The sequence below is a fragment of the Pseudomonas lalucatii genome (genome assembly GCF_018398425.1).
GTDB classification, from domain to species: domain Bacteria; phylum Pseudomonadota; class Gammaproteobacteria; order Pseudomonadales; family Pseudomonadaceae; genus Aquipseudomonas; species Aquipseudomonas lalucatii.
Genome location: NZ_JADPMV010000002.1, coordinates 1,180,760 through 1,194,249 on the forward strand (window position 1 = coordinate 1,180,760; position 13,490 = coordinate 1,194,249).

At 70.2% G+C, this 13,490-nt stretch carries 14 protein-coding genes; 9 read left to right on the top strand and 5 right to left on the bottom strand.

Annotated elements, in window-relative coordinates; translation table 11 throughout:
* Window positions 1-30: 30 nt before the first annotated feature.
* The 4 genes from I0D00_RS18930 (at window position 31) to I0D00_RS18945 (ending at window position 3,896) form a co-directional block, all read left to right on the top strand.
* Complete coding sequence (locus tag I0D00_RS18930) at window positions 31-699, top strand: TetR/AcrR family transcriptional regulator (RefSeq protein ID WP_213641359.1); 669 nt, start codon at window positions 31-33, stop codon at window positions 697-699.
* Complete coding sequence (locus I0D00_RS18935; RefSeq protein WP_213641360.1) at window positions 699-1,283, top strand: IMPACT family protein; 585 nt, start codon at window positions 699-701, stop codon at window positions 1,281-1,283. Before I0D00_RS18930 ends, I0D00_RS18935 begins: the two co-directional genes overlap by 1 nt.
* A gap of 135 nt (window positions 1,284-1,418) precedes the next feature.
* A complete protein-coding gene (locus tag I0D00_RS18940) occupies window positions 1,419-2,774 on the top strand; it encodes an 8-oxoguanine deaminase (RefSeq protein ID WP_213641361.1) in 1,356 nt (451 codons plus the stop codon).
* A 174-nt stretch (window positions 2,775-2,948) separates the two neighbouring features.
* Complete coding sequence (locus tag I0D00_RS18945; RefSeq protein WP_213641362.1) at window positions 2,949-3,896, top strand: adenosine deaminase; 948 nt, start codon at window positions 2,949-2,951, stop codon at window positions 3,894-3,896.
* Window positions 3,897-3,944: 48 nt separating this feature from the next.
* Here the strand turns inward: I0D00_RS18945 and I0D00_RS18950 are convergent, their stop codons facing one another.
* The 4 genes from I0D00_RS18950 to I0D00_RS18965 all read right to left on the bottom strand — a co-directional run bounded on the left by I0D00_RS18950 (window position 3,945) and on the right by I0D00_RS18965 (window position 8,156).
* Complete coding sequence (locus I0D00_RS18950; RefSeq protein WP_213641363.1) at window positions 3,945-4,430, bottom strand: copper chaperone PCu(A)C; 486 nt, start codon at window positions 4,428-4,430, stop codon at window positions 3,945-3,947.
* Between the two features lie 171 nt (window positions 4,431-4,601).
* Window positions 4,602-6,641 carry a TonB-dependent receptor family protein gene (locus I0D00_RS18955; RefSeq protein ID WP_213641364.1) on the bottom strand — a complete coding sequence of 680 codons (2,040 nt, stop codon included), beginning with the start codon at window positions 6,639-6,641 and terminating at the stop codon, window positions 4,602-4,604.
* Between the two features lie 137 nt (window positions 6,642-6,778).
* Window positions 6,779-7,165, bottom strand: coding sequence for a DUF2946 domain-containing protein (locus I0D00_RS18960; RefSeq protein WP_213641365.1), 387 nt, complete (start codon window positions 7,163-7,165; stop codon window positions 6,779-6,781).
* Window positions 7,166-7,238: 73 nt separating this feature from the next.
* Window positions 7,239-8,156 carry a LysR family transcriptional regulator gene (locus I0D00_RS18965; protein ID WP_213641366.1) on the bottom strand — a complete coding sequence of 306 codons (918 nt, stop codon included), beginning with the start codon at window positions 8,154-8,156 and terminating at the stop codon, window positions 7,239-7,241.
* Between the two features lie 103 nt (window positions 8,157-8,259).
* Between I0D00_RS18965 and I0D00_RS18970 the strand changes: the two genes are divergently transcribed.
* From I0D00_RS18970 to I0D00_RS18990, 5 genes are all read left to right on the top strand, one after another.
* A complete protein-coding gene (locus I0D00_RS18970) occupies window positions 8,260-8,553 on the top strand; it encodes a putative quinol monooxygenase (protein ID WP_213641367.1) in 294 nt (97 codons plus the stop codon).
* Between the two features lie 9 nt (window positions 8,554-8,562).
* On the top strand, window positions 8,563-9,579 hold the full coding sequence (locus I0D00_RS18975) for a zinc-binding alcohol dehydrogenase family protein (protein ID WP_213641368.1): 1,017 nt from the start codon (window positions 8,563-8,565) through the stop codon (window positions 9,577-9,579).
* 114 nt (window positions 9,580-9,693) lie between these two features.
* Window positions 9,694-9,963, top strand: coding sequence for a DUF2790 domain-containing protein (locus tag I0D00_RS18980; RefSeq protein ID WP_213641369.1), 270 nt, complete (start codon window positions 9,694-9,696; stop codon window positions 9,961-9,963).
* A gap of 160 nt (window positions 9,964-10,123) precedes the next feature.
* A complete protein-coding gene (locus I0D00_RS18985; RefSeq protein ID WP_213641370.1) occupies window positions 10,124-11,992 on the top strand; it encodes a PAS domain S-box protein in 1,869 nt (622 codons plus the stop codon).
* Between the two features lie 66 nt (window positions 11,993-12,058).
* Complete coding sequence (locus I0D00_RS18990; protein WP_213641371.1) at window positions 12,059-12,238, top strand: hypothetical protein; 180 nt, start codon at window positions 12,059-12,061, stop codon at window positions 12,236-12,238.
* Here the strand turns inward: I0D00_RS18990 and I0D00_RS18995 are convergent.
* Window positions 12,235-13,437 (bottom strand): Bcr/CflA family multidrug efflux MFS transporter, encoded by a 1,203-nt coding sequence (locus I0D00_RS18995; protein ID WP_213641372.1) that lies wholly within the window; start codon window positions 13,435-13,437, stop codon window positions 12,235-12,237. The genes I0D00_RS18990 and I0D00_RS18995 overlap by 4 nt on opposite strands.
* Window positions 13,438-13,490: the final 53 nt, after the last annotated feature.

Consider the following 13,490-nt stretch of genomic DNA (forward strand, 5'->3'; position numbering starts at 1 on the left):
CTCCGCTTCCCGAACACTCCGGTATCGCCTATGACCCTTGCAGTACCCGCGCACAGCGCCCCTTCCGCCGACAAGCCCGCCGGGCGCATCCGCCAGAAGAACGAAGAAGCGATCCTGGCCGCCGCCGAGGAGGAGTTCGCCCGCCACGGTTTCAAGGGCACCAGCATGAACACCATCGCCCAGACCGTCGGCCTGCCCAAGGCCAACCTGCACTACTACTTCAGCAACAAGCTGGGCCTGTACCTGGCGGTGCTGAGCAACATCCTCGAGCTGTGGGACAGCACCTTCAACACCCTGACCGTCGAGGACGACCCGGCCGAGGCCCTGGACCGCTATATCCGCGCCAAGCTGGACTTCTCCCGGCGCTACCCCAAGGCCTCGCGGATCTTCGCCATGGAGGTGATCAGCGGCGGCGAGTGCCTGTCGGCCTACTTCGACCAGGACTACCGCACCTGGTTTCGCGGCCGCGCCGCGGTGTTCGAGGCCTGGATCGCCGCCGGCAAGATGGACCCGGTCGATCCGGTGCACCTGATCTTCCTGCTGTGGGGCAGCACCCAGCACTACGCCGACTTCGCTTCGCAGATCTGCCGCGTCACCGGCCGCTCGCGCCTGACCAAGCAGGACTTCGCCGAGGCCGGCGACAACCTGGTGCGCATCATCCTCAAGGGCTGCGGCCTCACCCCGCCCGCGGCAGACTGATGGCCTTCACCCTGCTCGGCCCCTGCGAGTACCGCGAGGACATCCGCAAGAGCCGCTTTATCGCCCTGGCCGCCCCGGTCGCCAGCGCGGCCGAGGCCCAGGCCTTCATCGCCGGCGCCAGCGACCCGGGCGCCACGCACAACTGCTGGGCCTGGAAGGTCGGCCAGCAATACCGCTTCAGCGACGACGGCGAGCCGGGCGGCACCGCCGGCCGGCCGATCCTCGCCGCCATCGAGGGACAGGACTGCGACCAGGTGGCGGTGCTGGTGATCCGCTGGTACGGCGGCATCCAGCTCGGCACCGGCGGCCTGGCCCGGGCCTACGGCGGCAGCGCCAGCAAGTGCCTGCAGGGCGGCGATCGGGTCGAGCTGGTGGCGCTCAGTCGCTGTCGCTTCCACTGCGCCTTCGCCGAACTGCCGCGGCTCAAGGCGCGCCTGGGCGACCTGCAGGCACAGGTGGAGGAAGAACGCTTCGACGCCAGCGGCGCCGAGTTGCAACTGGCCCTGCCCGCGGCGCGCTTCGCCGAGCTGCAGCAGTGGCTGGCCGGCCTCAGCCGCGGACGCATCGAGCTGCGGCGCCTGTAGCGCGGCTATGGCCCGGGGTTGATCCTGACCCAGCGGACAGGTATCTTCGCTCGACGTCATTCGACGCACCTGGATCAGCAGACAGGGTCAACACTGAGCTGGCTAACCTGAACTCAACCTCAGAGGAGCCTGCTCATGGCAGCCACCCGCATCTGGATCAAGAATCCCCTGGCCGTCTTCACCGCCAACGACCAGTCCGCCGCCGGCGGCCTGGTGGTCGAGAACGGCACCATAGTCGAGCTGCTCGGCGCCGGCCAACGGCCCGCCCGGCCCTGCCAGCAGAGCTTCGACGCCCGCGAGCACGTGCTGCTGCCGGGCCTGATCAACAGCCACCACCACTTCTACCAGACCCTCACCCGCGCCTGGGCGCCGGTGGTCAACCAGCCGCTGTTCCCCTGGCTCAAGACCCTGTATCCGGTCTGGGCGCGCCTGACCCCGGAGAAGCTCGCCCTGGCGACCAAGGTGGCCCTGGCCGAACTGCTGCTGTCGGGCTGCAGCACCGCCGCCGACCACCACTACCTGTTCCCCGGCGGCCTGGAGAACGCCATCGACGTGCAGGTCGAAGTGGTCCGCGAGCTGGGCATGCGCGCTATGCTCACCCGCGGCTCCATGAGCCTGGGCCAGGCCGACGGCGGCCTGCCGCCGCAGCAGACGGTGCAGCAGGGCGAGGTGATCCTGGCCGACAGCCAGCGCCTGATCCAGCAGTACCACGAGCGAGGTGCCGGCGCCCAGGTGCAGATCGCCCTGGCGCCCTGCTCGCCCTTCTCGGTGACCCCGCAGATCATGCGCGCCAGTGCCGAACTGGCCGAGAAACTGGACGTGCGCCTGCACACCCACCTGGCCGAGACCCTCGACGAGGAAGACTTCTGCCTGCAGCGCTTCGGCCTGCGCACCGTGGACTACCTGGACAGCGTCGGCTGGCTCGGCCCGCGCACCTGGCTGGCCCACGGCATCCACTTCAACCCCGAGGAGATCGCCCGCCTCGGCGCCGCCGGCACCGGCATCTGCCACTGCCCCAGCTCGAACATGCGCCTGGCCTCGGGCATCTGCCCGACGGTCGAGCTGCAGGCGGCGGGCGCGCCGATCGGCCTGGGCGTCGACGGCTCGGCCTCCAACGATGCCTCCAACCTGATCCTCGAGGCGCGCCAGGCCCTGTACCTGCAGCGCCTGCGCTACGGCGCCGAGCAAATCACCCCGGCACTGGCCCTGGGCTGGGCCAGCCAGGGCTCCGCGCAACTGCTCGGGCGCTCGGACATCGGCGAGCTGGCGGTGGGCAAGCAGGCCGACCTGGGGCTGTTCAAGCTCGACGAGCTGCGCTTCTCCGGCAGCCACGACCCGCTGTCGGCCCTGCTGCTGTGCGGCGCCGACCGCGCCGACCGGATGATGATCGGCGGCACCTGGCGGGTCATCGACGGCCAGATCGAGGGCCTGGACCTGGAGCAGCTGATCGCCGATCACCGCCAGGCGGCCAGGGCGCTGATCGCCGGCTGAAGCCGAACCGTAGCCGCAGGATGGGTTGAGCCGGCGCCCGCCTCGCAGATGGTGCAGGCGTTAGGGGTATCGCTTCGCTCGACCCATCCTGCGCAACGATCGCCGGGAGATTCTGCCCCATAGGTCAGGTTAAACTGCGGCCAATCCCGGCCCACCCGACACGAGGCTCACCCCATGCACGACTGGCTCAACGCCCTGCCCAAGGCCGAACTGCACCTGCACCTGGAAGGCTCGCTGGAGCCCGAGCTGCTGTTCGCCCTGGCCGAGCGCAACAAGATCGCCCTGCCCTGGCACGACGTCGAGGCCCTGCGCGGCGCCTACGCCTTCAACAACCTGCAGGAGTTCCTCGACCTCTACTACCGGGGCGCCGACGTGCTGCGCAGCGAGCAGGACTTCTACGACCTGACCTGGGCCTACCTGCAGAAATGCCGGGCCCAGGGCGTGATCCACACCGAACCGTTCTTCGACCCGCAGACCCACACCGACCGCGGCATCCCCTTCGAGGTGGTACTCGGCGGTATCACCCAGGCGCTGCGCGACGGCGAGAAGCGGCTGGGCATCAGCCACGGGCTGATCCTCAGCTTCCTGCGCCACCTCTCCGAGGAGGAGGCGTTCAAGACCCTGGAGCAGGCCCGGCCGTTTCGCGACGCCTTCATCGCCGTGGGCCTGGACAGCTCGGAAATGGGCCATCCGCCGAGCAAGTTCCAGCGGGTGTTCGACCAGGCGCGCAGCGAGGGCTACCTGTGCGTCGCCCACGCCGGCGAGGAAGGCCCGCCCGAGTACATCTGGCAGGCCCTGGACCTGCTCAAGGTGCAGCGCATCGACCACGGAGTGCGGGCCATCGAGGACGAGCGGCTGATGCAGCGACTCATCGACGAGCAGATCCCGCTGACCGTCTGCCCGCTGTCCAACGTCAAGCTGCGGGTGTTCCAGCACATGGGCCAGCACAACATCCTCGAGATGCTCGAGCGCGGCGTGAAGGTCACGGTCAACTCCGACGATCCGGCCTACTTCGGCGGCTACGTCGGGGAGAACTTCGCCGCCCTGCACGAGCACCTGGGCATGAGCGAAGAGCAGGCCCGGCGCCTGGCGCAGAACAGCCTGGACGCGCGCCTGGCCTAGCCCTTCGGGCGCCGCTCGGCGCTGTCGTCGCCGGGCGGCAGCCGTGCCTCAGTGCTGGTGCGCGGCCGGCTCGGTGACCGGTGCGGGTGCCGGGGCATCCTTGTGCACCGCCACCTCCACCTCGACCGCGCCGGCCTTCTCGAAGGTCAGGGTCAGCGGGAAGCGCTCGCCGTCCTTGGCCTGCTGCTTCAGGTTGAACAGCATCACGTGATAGCCCATGGGCTCGAACCTGACCTCGCCGCCGGCCGCGACCTCGACGCTCTGCACCCGCTGCATCTTCATCACCCCGTCGGCATGCACGTGCTCGTGCATCTCCGCCTTGCCGGCCACCGGCGTCTCGACGCCGAGCAGGCGGTCGGCCTGCGCGCCCTTGTTATGCACCACGAAATAGGCCGCGGCGGTCGGCGCCACCGGCGGCATCGCCCGCGACCAGGGGTGCTCGATGTGCAGCTCGCCGCGGCCGTACTCGTGGGCGCCGGCCAGCAGGCTGGTACCGAGCAGGCAGGCCGACAACAGGGTTTTCTTCAATGACATGGTGATGCTCCTGGGTAGGGTAAGGGGAGTATTGCGCCGGCAACGCCTGGACGACAGGCTAGTCATGGTCCCGCCCTTCCGCAGGCGGGCCTGGGGTGGAGCGAGACGCGGAGCGGCGGCGCCATGGTTCGCGGTCTCCGAGGGCCCGCCGGCTACGGGCAAGCAGGGCGCTCATAGCCGCCACTCCAGGCCGGCATACAGGGCGCGGCCGTCGCCGGGGAGGAACTGGGCGCTGTCCTGGCCGCGGGCATCGGCGATCACCCCGGTGGTGGCGGCATAGGTCTTGTCCGCGAGGTTGCGCCCCTCGACGAAGAAGCCCAGGCCGTCTGCGGGCCGGTAGCCGCCCTTCAGCCCCCAGATGGCATAGCCCTCGGCATACAGGCTCTCGGCCTGGTCGAGGTTGTAGTGCGTCGGCACCCACTCGAAGGACGGCCCGGCGTACCAGCCGCCCTGCTGCCACAGCGCCTCGCCCTTGAGGAACTGGCGCGGGATGCCGGCCAGGCGGTTGTCGCCGTAGGCCGGGTCGTCGTCGCAGCGGAAGTCGTTGAGCAGGTACTGGCCGCGCAGCACGACCCGACCGAGGCGCAGGGCGCCGCCCAGCTCGATGCCCTGGTGCCGGGTGCGCTCGGCATTGACCGTGCCCTGGGGGTTGCCGGCGGCATCGTTGAGCGACAGCAGCTCGTCGCGGATCTCGCTGCGATACAGCGCCAGGTCCAGATCGAAGGCGGCGCGCGACCAGCGCAGGCCGGCCTCCAGGGTGTCGGCCTTCTGCGCCTCGTTCGGCCTCACCACCTGGCCGCCGGCCAGCTCGCTGAAGGTCGGCGGTTCGAAGCCCTGGCTGAGGTTGGCGAACAGTTGCACGCCCTCGGCCAGCTCATGGCGCAGACCGATGCGGCCGATGCGACCGATATAGGTCTTGTGGAACGACTCGTCCTGGGCCAGGCAGGGGCCCGGGACGAAGGCATTGCAGCGCAAGCGGTCGTCGACGTCGCGCTGCTGGTGCAGCCAGGCCAGGCCGCCGATCAGCGCCCAGCGCTCGGCCAGGGGTACCTCCAGCTCGGCGAAGGCGTTGAGGTTGCGCGCGCTCTGCTGCAGCTCGTTGACCTTGCGCCCCTTGTGCCCACCGACATTCTGGTAGCGCGAGTCCCAGTTGCGCCCCTGGCTGGCCTCGACGCCGCCGGTCCAGCGCCAGCCGCCGGCGTTCTGCCACTGGTGCGCCAGGCGCAGGCCGTAGTCTTCGCTGTCGATATCCAGCACCTGGAAGATCGGGTGGAACAACGACTTCTCGCTGTAGAAGCTGGACAGCGTCAGGCTGTGGCCGTCGTCCAGCTGCAGGTGGGTGATGTTGCCCAGGCGATCGAGGCCGAAATCGCGCTTCTGGTCGCCACGCAGGCTGCTGGCCGAGGCCTGCTGCGGATCGCGGCGCAGCTGCGCCTTGGTCAGGCTGCCCGGCAGCTCGGAGTCGCTCTCGACGTGGGTCAGGTAGAGGCGGGTCGACAGACGCTCGTTCAGGCGCCCGCCGAGGTTGGCGAAGAGACGCCGGTTGTCCTGCCGGGCGTGCTCGCGAAAGCCGTCCTGGGCGTAGTCGGCGAGGCTGAGGAAGCCGTCCCAGGCGCCGAAGTCCTCGGCGAAGGCGCCGTACAGGCGCCGGTAGCCGAAACTGCCAGCCTCATAGCGCAGGTCGACCGGCGCCGCCGTCTTGCCGGTGGGGCTGACGAAATTGAGCGCCCCGCCGAGGTTGGCTGCGCCATAGCGCCAGGCGTTGGCGCCGCGCAGCACCTCGATGTGCTCGGCGGCCAGCGGCTCTATGGTCTGGAAATCGAAGCTGCCGTCGGCCAGGTTGACCGGCGCACCGTCCTGCAGCAGCAACAGGCCGCGACCGTGGAAGGTACGCTGCAGGCCCGAGCCGCGGATCGACAGGCGCGCCTCCTCGGCGCCGAAGCGCGGCTGGATGAACACCCCGGTGGCCAGACCGAGGGCATCCTGCAGGGTGCTGCTGCGCCCCGACTTGTAGGTCTCGGCGTCGACTATGGCCGCGCCGCCGGGGATATGGGCGAACTCGGCACGTTTCTCGGCGATAGTGGGTGCGGTGGGGTCGGGCTGCAGCTGGCCGACGACGGTGCTGTCCTGCAACTGCGCCGGCTCGGCCAGGGCCGTACTGGCCAGGCCGATGCCCAGCGCCAGCAGGCTGAAGGTGGATAGATGACGCATGTTTGTCTCCCCTGGTTGCTCGAATGCCGCCAGCCGCCCGGCCATGCACAGGGCCACGGCAGACGCGTTCGGCAATGAGTCGCTCGATGTGGCTATGGGTCGACCGCGGCGCCTGGGCGCGACGGTTCAGAGCGGGCTCAGGCGAGCCGGGGGGAGGCGCGGGGGTTGGCCGAGGGCCAGAGGTAGCGCAGCGGACGCGGCGCGCAAGAGGACGGCGCGAAGCGCTGGCCGGCGGCGCCGAGCAACCCGAGCAGGCCGAAGAAGGCCGCCAGGATCAGGGCGCCGAAGGTGGAGCAGAGGGAGCAAGCCGAGCCCGTGGCCGGGTTGACCGGGGCGATGCCGGAGCCGGTGAGATCCGCCCCGGCGCCGAAATTGCCTGCGAAGGCGCAGTACTGGCCATCCAGGCCGCTGAGCTGCAGGCCGGCCATCTGACCGTGGCCGATGCTGCAGGCGAACGCGCCGAACAGAACTCCGAAATAGAGTATCCAGGCGATCAGCGAGCGGTCGGTACGGGCCAGTTCCATGGGGCGCGACTCTAGCAGTTGGCGGCAGCGCGACAAAGCGTGGTCGAATGCCGCAGCACGGGCAGCGGCAAGCCTAGGCCGGCCAGGGCGCCCGCGCCAGCAACTCGGCGCAGCGCACCTGGACGAACGCGCGCAGCAGGTGCAGCGGCCTGCTCAACTGCGCGCGGTGGGCGCAGATCAGATTGAGCGGCGTGGCCTCGCCCCGCCAGTGCGGCAACAGCACCTTGAGCCGCCCGGCCTGGACGTCGCCGGCCACGTCCAGCCAGGACTTGTACACCAGGCCGCGGCCGGCCACCGCCCAGCGCCGCACCACATCGGCATCGTCGCTGCTGCGGTCGCCGGTCACCGTCAGGCCCTGCTCGCGGCGGCCATCCTGGAAGCGCCAGTGCTCGTGCAGCCGGCCGCCGAGCATGTACAGCAGGCAGTTGTGCTCGGCCAGGGCCTCCAGCGTCTGCGGCTCGCCGTGGCGCGCCAGGTAGGCCGGCGCGGCGCACAGCACCCGGCGATTCTCCGGGGCCACCGGCAGGGCCACCAGGCTGGAGTCCTCCGGCGCGCCGTAGCGCAGGGCGATGTCCACCGGCTCGCGGAACAGGTCGCTGAGCCGGTCGCCGAGCAGCAGGCGCAACTGCAGGCGCGGATGGGCCTGCTGGAACTCGTCGAGCCAGGGCAGCAGGGTGTTGCGGCCGAAATCCGAGGGCGCCGCGAGTTGCAGCGGGCCGCTGATCTCGGCCTTGCTGCCGGCCAGCTGGAGGCGGCCATCCTCCAGGCTCTGCAGGGCCTGCCGGGCATGACCGAGGTACAGCTCGCCCTCGGCGGTCAGGCGCAGGCTGCGGGTGGAGCGGGCGAACAGGCGCACGTCCAGCTGCTGCTCCAGGCGCTTGAGCGCGGCGCTGGCCACCGCCGGGGAGACATCCAGCAGACGGGCGGCGGCGGACAGGCTGCCGCTCTGGGCGGTGCGCACGAACAGCTGCAGGTCATCGACACGTATCACGGCGTCATCTTCAAAAAACTATTGAAAGAGACTCTAGTATCAGGCTGTTTTTACTGGCAAACAAATAACCGACCATGGGCGTCTCTCGAGCCGGAGCCACGTCATGTCAACGCCCCTCACCCTGGTCGTCACCCTCACCGCACACCCCGGCCAGGCCGCCGCCCTGGAGGCGGGCCTGAGCCTGCTGGTGCCGGCCAGCCAGGCCGAAGCCGGCTGCCTGCAGTACGACCTGCACCGTCGTCACGACGATCCCCGGGTGTTCTGCATGATCGAACAATGGCAAGACGCCGCAGTCCACGCCGCCCATCAACAGACCGCACACTTCCTGACCTTCGGCCGCACCTGCGGCGGCCTGCTGGAACGGGTCGAACACCACCAGATGCAGCGCATTCTCTGAGGAACCAGCATGAAAGCCATCGCCTATTTCCAGTCCCTGCCCGCCGAAGATGCCCAGGCCCTGCAGGACGTTCAGCTCCCCGCCCCTGCCCCCGGTCCCCGCGACCTGCTGGTGGCGGTCAAGGCCATCTCGGTCAACCCGGTGGACACCAAGATCCGCAACAGGGTCGCGCCGGAGAACGGCGCGGCCAAGGTGCTCGGCTGGGACGCCAGCGGCATCGTCCAGGCGGTGGGCAGCGAGGTCAGGCTGTTCCAGCCGGGTGACCGGGTGTACTACGCCGGGGCCATCGACCGCGCCGGGGCCAACAGCGAACTGCACGTGGTCGATGAGCGCATCGTCGGCCACATGCCCAAGACCCTGGGCTTCGCCGAGGCCGCGGCCCTGCCGCTGACCGCGATCACCGCCTGGGAACTGCTGTTCGAACGCCTGCAGGTCGCCGAAGGCAAGGCCGACCAGGGCCAGAGCCTGCTGATCGTCGGCGCCGCCGGCGGCGTCGGCTCGATGCTGGTGCAGCTGGCGCGCCAGCTCACCGGGCTGACGGTGATCGGCACCGCCTCGCGCCCCGAGACCCAGGCCTGGGTGCGCGAGCTCGGCGCCCACCATGTGCTCGACCACAGCAAGCCGCTGAGCGAGGAGCTGGCCCGCAGCGGCCTGCCGCCGGTCAGCCACGTCGCCAGCCTGACCCAGACCGACCAGCACTTCGACCAGCTGGTCGAGGCGCTGGCACCGCAGGGTCGCCTGGCGCTGATCGACGACCCGGTGCAAGCGCTGGACCTCATGAAGCTCAAGGCCAAGAGCCTGTCGCTGCACTGGGAGCTGATGTTCACCCGCTCGCTGTTCCAGACCGCCGACATGATCGAGCAGCACCGCCTGCTCGAGCGGGTCGCCGGCCTGATCGACGGCGGCGTGCTGCGCACCACCCTCGGCGAGCACTTCGGCCGCATCGACGCGGCCAACCTGCGCCGCGCCCATGCCCTGCTGGAGAGCGGCAAGGCCAAGGGCAAGATCGTCCTCGAGGACTTCTGAGCCCAGGCCTGGCCCCGCCAGGGGCCAGTCCGACCAACGGCCTCCCCGGCGCGTAACGGCGCCCCGCCTCCCCGGTCGATAGATAGCTGGGACAACGCTTAGGAGGTCACCACGATGAAACGCCTTATTCCCCTCGTTCTCGGCGCCGCCGTCGGCTTCGCCGGCGCAGCGCTCGCGCAACCCGCCCAGGTCCCCGACGCCAGCCAGGTCCAGGCGGTCGACTACCACTACGGCCTGACCCTGGACGTGCACAAGGTCATCGACATCACCGACAACTCGGACAAGACCGGCGTGGTGCCGGCGACCATCACCTACCTCGACAGCCAGGGCCGGCTGCACAAGGTCAACTATCTCGAACTGGGACGCGCTAACGACGGCAATTAGTTCGCAGTCCTGTTATCTTGGCGCCTGGCCGCATCGACCAGGCGCCTTTGCCGTTCGGCATGCCGGCCGCTCACCCAGCAACTAGACTCCTATCGGTTCCGCGCACCCCTGTGGCACGCCCAGCCTGCGCTCGCGAACATCCGATTCATCGGTGGTAAGGATGCGACCCGAACGACTCACCCCGCTGCGCCTGGCCGGCCTCTACGGCCTGTTCGGCATCGTCTGGACGCTGTCCAGCGACTACCTGTTGGCCGCCACGGTGTCCGACCCGGCGCTGAGCGCGCGGCTGCAGACCCTCAAGGGCCTGGCCTTCGTCCTGCTCGGCGGCCTGCTGATCTTCCATGTCAGCCGCCGCAGCCGTCAGGCCCAGCAGCAGCTGCTCGGCGCCCTGACGCACAACGCCCGCCTGTGGCAGCAGGCGCAGCGCAATGCCGCGCTGGGCAGCTGGGAATACCGCGAAGGCTTCCACTGGAGTCCCGAGGCCCTGCACCTGCTGGGACGCGACGCCGGCAACGCCTCCAGCACCCTCGAGCAGCTGCTGAGCTGGCTCCACCCCGCGGAGCGCCAGGCGGTACAGCGTGCCTGCGAGGCCCTGCTCGCCCAGCACAAGGCCCTGGCGATCTGCGCACGCCTGCACCAGCCACACCGGCACCAGGCCACCTGGCTGATGCTGCGCGGCGAGGTCGACGCCGACGGCCGGATCCTCGGTACCCTGCAGGACATCAGTGGCCAGAAACGCGACGAAGCCGCACTGCGCGAGAGCGAGCAGCGCTTCCGCCAGCTGTTCGAGCAGACCCCGCGCCTCGCCGTGCAGGGCTACGACCGCGAGCGCCGGGTGGTCTACTGGAATGCCGCCAGCACCCAGCTGTATGGCTACAGCCTGCAGGAGGCCATGGGCAAACGCCTGGAGGACCTGATCGTGCCGCTGCCGGCGCGCAACCAGGTGGCCAGCGCGCTCAACCACTGGCTGCTGGGCGGCCCGCCGACCCCGCCCGCGGAGATGCAGTTGCAACGCAAGGACGGCAATCCGGTGTGGGTCTACTCCAGCCGCTCGCTGCGCCTGGACAGCCGCGACCAGCCGGAGCTGTACTGCATCGACATCGACATCAGCGAGCACAAGCGCCTCGACGAGCGGCTGCGCGCCAGCGAGGCCAGCTACCGCGAGCTGGTCGAGCAACTGGCCGAGGCGATCGTCACCACCGACGCCGACGGCCATCTGAGCTTCCTCAACCCGGCCTGGGAGCGCCTCAGCGGCTATATCGGCTACGAGAGCCTCGGGCGCCCCCTGGCGCGCTTCCTCGAGGGGGCGGACGGCGCCCGTCTACGCGAGCAGATCGGCGCCATCGCCCGGGGCGAGCAGATCGGGCTGCGGGGCGACTTCCGCCTGCTGACCCGCCACGGCCAGCTGCGCTGGGTCGAGCTGCAGCTCAGCCGGCGGGCGGACCACAGCCTCGGCGGCAGCCTGCGCGACAACCACGAGCACTATCTCAAGCTGCAGCTGCAGCAGGCCCGCAGCACCCTGCTCGAAGCACTGTTCATGCAGCAGCCGCTGCAGCAGATACTCGAGGGCATCTGCCGCCACCTGCAGGCGCTGAACCCGCCGATGCGCGTCTCGGTGATGCTGCAGGACCGCCAGCAGCGCCTGCATGTGGCCGCAGCCCCCGACCTGCCCGCGGCCTATTGCGCCGCCATCGATGGCATCGAGGCCGGTCCCGAGGTCGGCTCCTGCGGCCACGCCGCCTACAGCGGCGAACTGGTAATCGCCGAGGACCTCGCCAATCACCCCTACTGGCGCGACTTCCGCGCCGCGGCCGTGGGCGCCGGACTGCACGCCTGCTGGTCGTTGCCGTTCAAGGATGAGCAGGGCCGGGCGATCGGCACCCTGGGCATCTACTACGACCGGCCCAGGCGCCCCAGCGCCCTGGACATCACCCTGGCCGGCGGCTTCGCCCAACTGGCCGGGCTGGCGGTCCAGCACGGCGCCGGGCAGCCTGCGTCGCCGAACGGGGGCCATCGGTCGCCCAGCTGACCGGGATCAGTGAAGTTTCGGCCATGCCCACTACACTGGCATTTCCCATGCGAGGAGGTGCCCGCCGTGAATGTCCGCATCCAGCCCCTGAACAACCCCCAAGGCCCCTGCTGGCAAGTCAGCTTCGGCAACAACAGGGTGAGCTTTCGTAGTGAGGCCGAGGCCCGCCAGTTCGTCGCCACCCTGGAGGCGCGCTTGCGCGCCCCCCACCCCCTCCCCGCAGCTGCAGCCCGCGCCGCCGGTTAGCCCAGGTCCTCGACCAGGGGCCGTGCGGCGCGCCGCTCGGCCCGGAGGGTGAGGCGCGACGCCAGGGTGGCCAGCACGCCGCAGGCGCAGATCACCGCGGCCATCGGCCAGGCGCTGCCATCGTGCAGGATGCCGACCAGCGCCGCCGCCCCGGCGGCAATGGCGAACTGCAGGCTGCCGAGCAGCGCCGAGGCGCTGCCGGCATGCCGCCCCTGGCCGGCCATGGCGCAGGCCGTGGCGTTGGGCAGCAGCACGCCGAGGCTGGCGATGCAGCCGAACAGGGGCAGCAGCAGCGGCCAGAGCACCTGCGGGCGGGCGACGGCAATGACCAGCAGCGCCAGGCCACAGCCCAGGTAGCACCACACCAGCCGGCGCAGCCAGTGGCCCGGCCCGTGCCGCGCCACCAGCCAGGCATTCAGCTGCGCCGCGAGGATGAAGCCCGCCGCGTTGCTGCCGAACAGCCAGCCGTAGTGCTCGGGCGCGATGCCATACAGCTCGATGAAGACGAAGGGCGAGCCGGCGATATAGGCGAACATCCCGGCGATCGACAGGCCGCCGGTCAGGGCGTGGCCGACAAAGGGCCGGTCGCCCAGCAGCCGACGGTACTCGCCCAGGGCGCCGCGCAGGGGCGCGACGGGCGCGTCCGCGGCCAGGGTCTCCGGCAGCCCCCAGGCCACCGCCAACCAGCACAGCGCGGCGAATAGCGCCAGGCAGACGAAGATCGACTGCCAGCCCAGGCTGGCGAGCAGCAGGCCGCCGGCCAGCGGAGCGAGGATCGGCGCGACGCCCATCACCAGCACCAGCTGGGAGAACACCCGGGCCGAGGCGATGGGGTCGCACAGGTCGCGCACCACCGCGCGGGTCACCACCATCCCGGCGCAGCCGCCGAGGGCCTGGACGAAACGCGCGACGATCAACCCCTCCAGGCTGGTCGCCAGCGCACAGGCCAGCGACGCCAGGGCAAACAGCAAAACGCCGGCCAGCAGCGGCGCACGCCGGCCGAAGCGATCGGCCAGGGGACCGTAGATCAGTTGGCCGATGGCCAGGCCGACGAAATAGACGGCCAAGGACAGCTGCACCTGCTCGACATCGCTGGCGAAGGCCCGCGCCATGGCCGGGAAGGCCGGCAGATAGAAGTCGATGGCCAGAGGGCCGAAGGCGCTCAAGGCGCCGAGGATCAACAGCAGACGTAATGGCATGGGGGTCCGGATAGGTAATGGCGGAGGTCGGCGCCGGGGCCGGCAGCGCGGGT

Bases quoted from the DNA above. Each gene is read 5' to 3' on its own strand.
- I0D00_RS18975 (WP_213641368.1), top strand. From the start codon at position 8,563: ATGAAAGCCATCGCCTATTTCCAGTCCCTGCCCGCCGAAGATGCCCAG.
- I0D00_RS18955 (WP_213641364.1), bottom strand. From the start codon at position 6,641: ATGCGTCATCTATCCACCTTCAGCCTGCTGGCGCTGGGCATCGGCCTG.
- I0D00_RS18940 (WP_213641361.1), top strand. From the start codon at position 1,419: ATGGCAGCCACCCGCATCTGGATCAAGAATCCCCTGGCCGTCTTCACC.
- I0D00_RS18950 (WP_213641363.1), bottom strand. From the start codon at position 4,430: ATGTCATTGAAGAAAACCCTGTTGTCGGCCTGCCTGCTCGGTACCAGC.
- I0D00_RS18985 (WP_213641370.1), top strand. From the start codon at position 10,124: ATGCGACCCGAACGACTCACCCCGCTGCGCCTGGCCGGCCTCTACGGC.
- I0D00_RS18945 (WP_213641362.1), top strand. From the start codon at position 2,949: ATGCACGACTGGCTCAACGCCCTGCCCAAGGCCGAACTGCACCTGCAC.
- I0D00_RS18960 (WP_213641365.1), bottom strand. From the start codon at position 7,165: ATGGAACTGGCCCGTACCGACCGCTCGCTGATCGCCTGGATACTCTAT.
- I0D00_RS18935 (WP_213641360.1), top strand. From the start codon at position 699: ATGGCCTTCACCCTGCTCGGCCCCTGCGAGTACCGCGAGGACATCCGC.
- I0D00_RS18995 (WP_213641372.1), bottom strand. From the start codon at position 13,437: ATGCCATTACGTCTGCTGTTGATCCTCGGCGCCTTGAGCGCCTTCGGC.
- I0D00_RS18930 (WP_213641359.1), top strand. From the start codon at position 31: ATGACCCTTGCAGTACCCGCGCACAGCGCCCCTTCCGCCGACAAGCCC.
- I0D00_RS18980 (WP_213641369.1), top strand. From the start codon at position 9,694: ATGAAACGCCTTATTCCCCTCGTTCTCGGCGCCGCCGTCGGCTTCGCC.
- I0D00_RS18970 (WP_213641367.1), top strand. From the start codon at position 8,260: ATGTCAACGCCCCTCACCCTGGTCGTCACCCTCACCGCACACCCCGGC.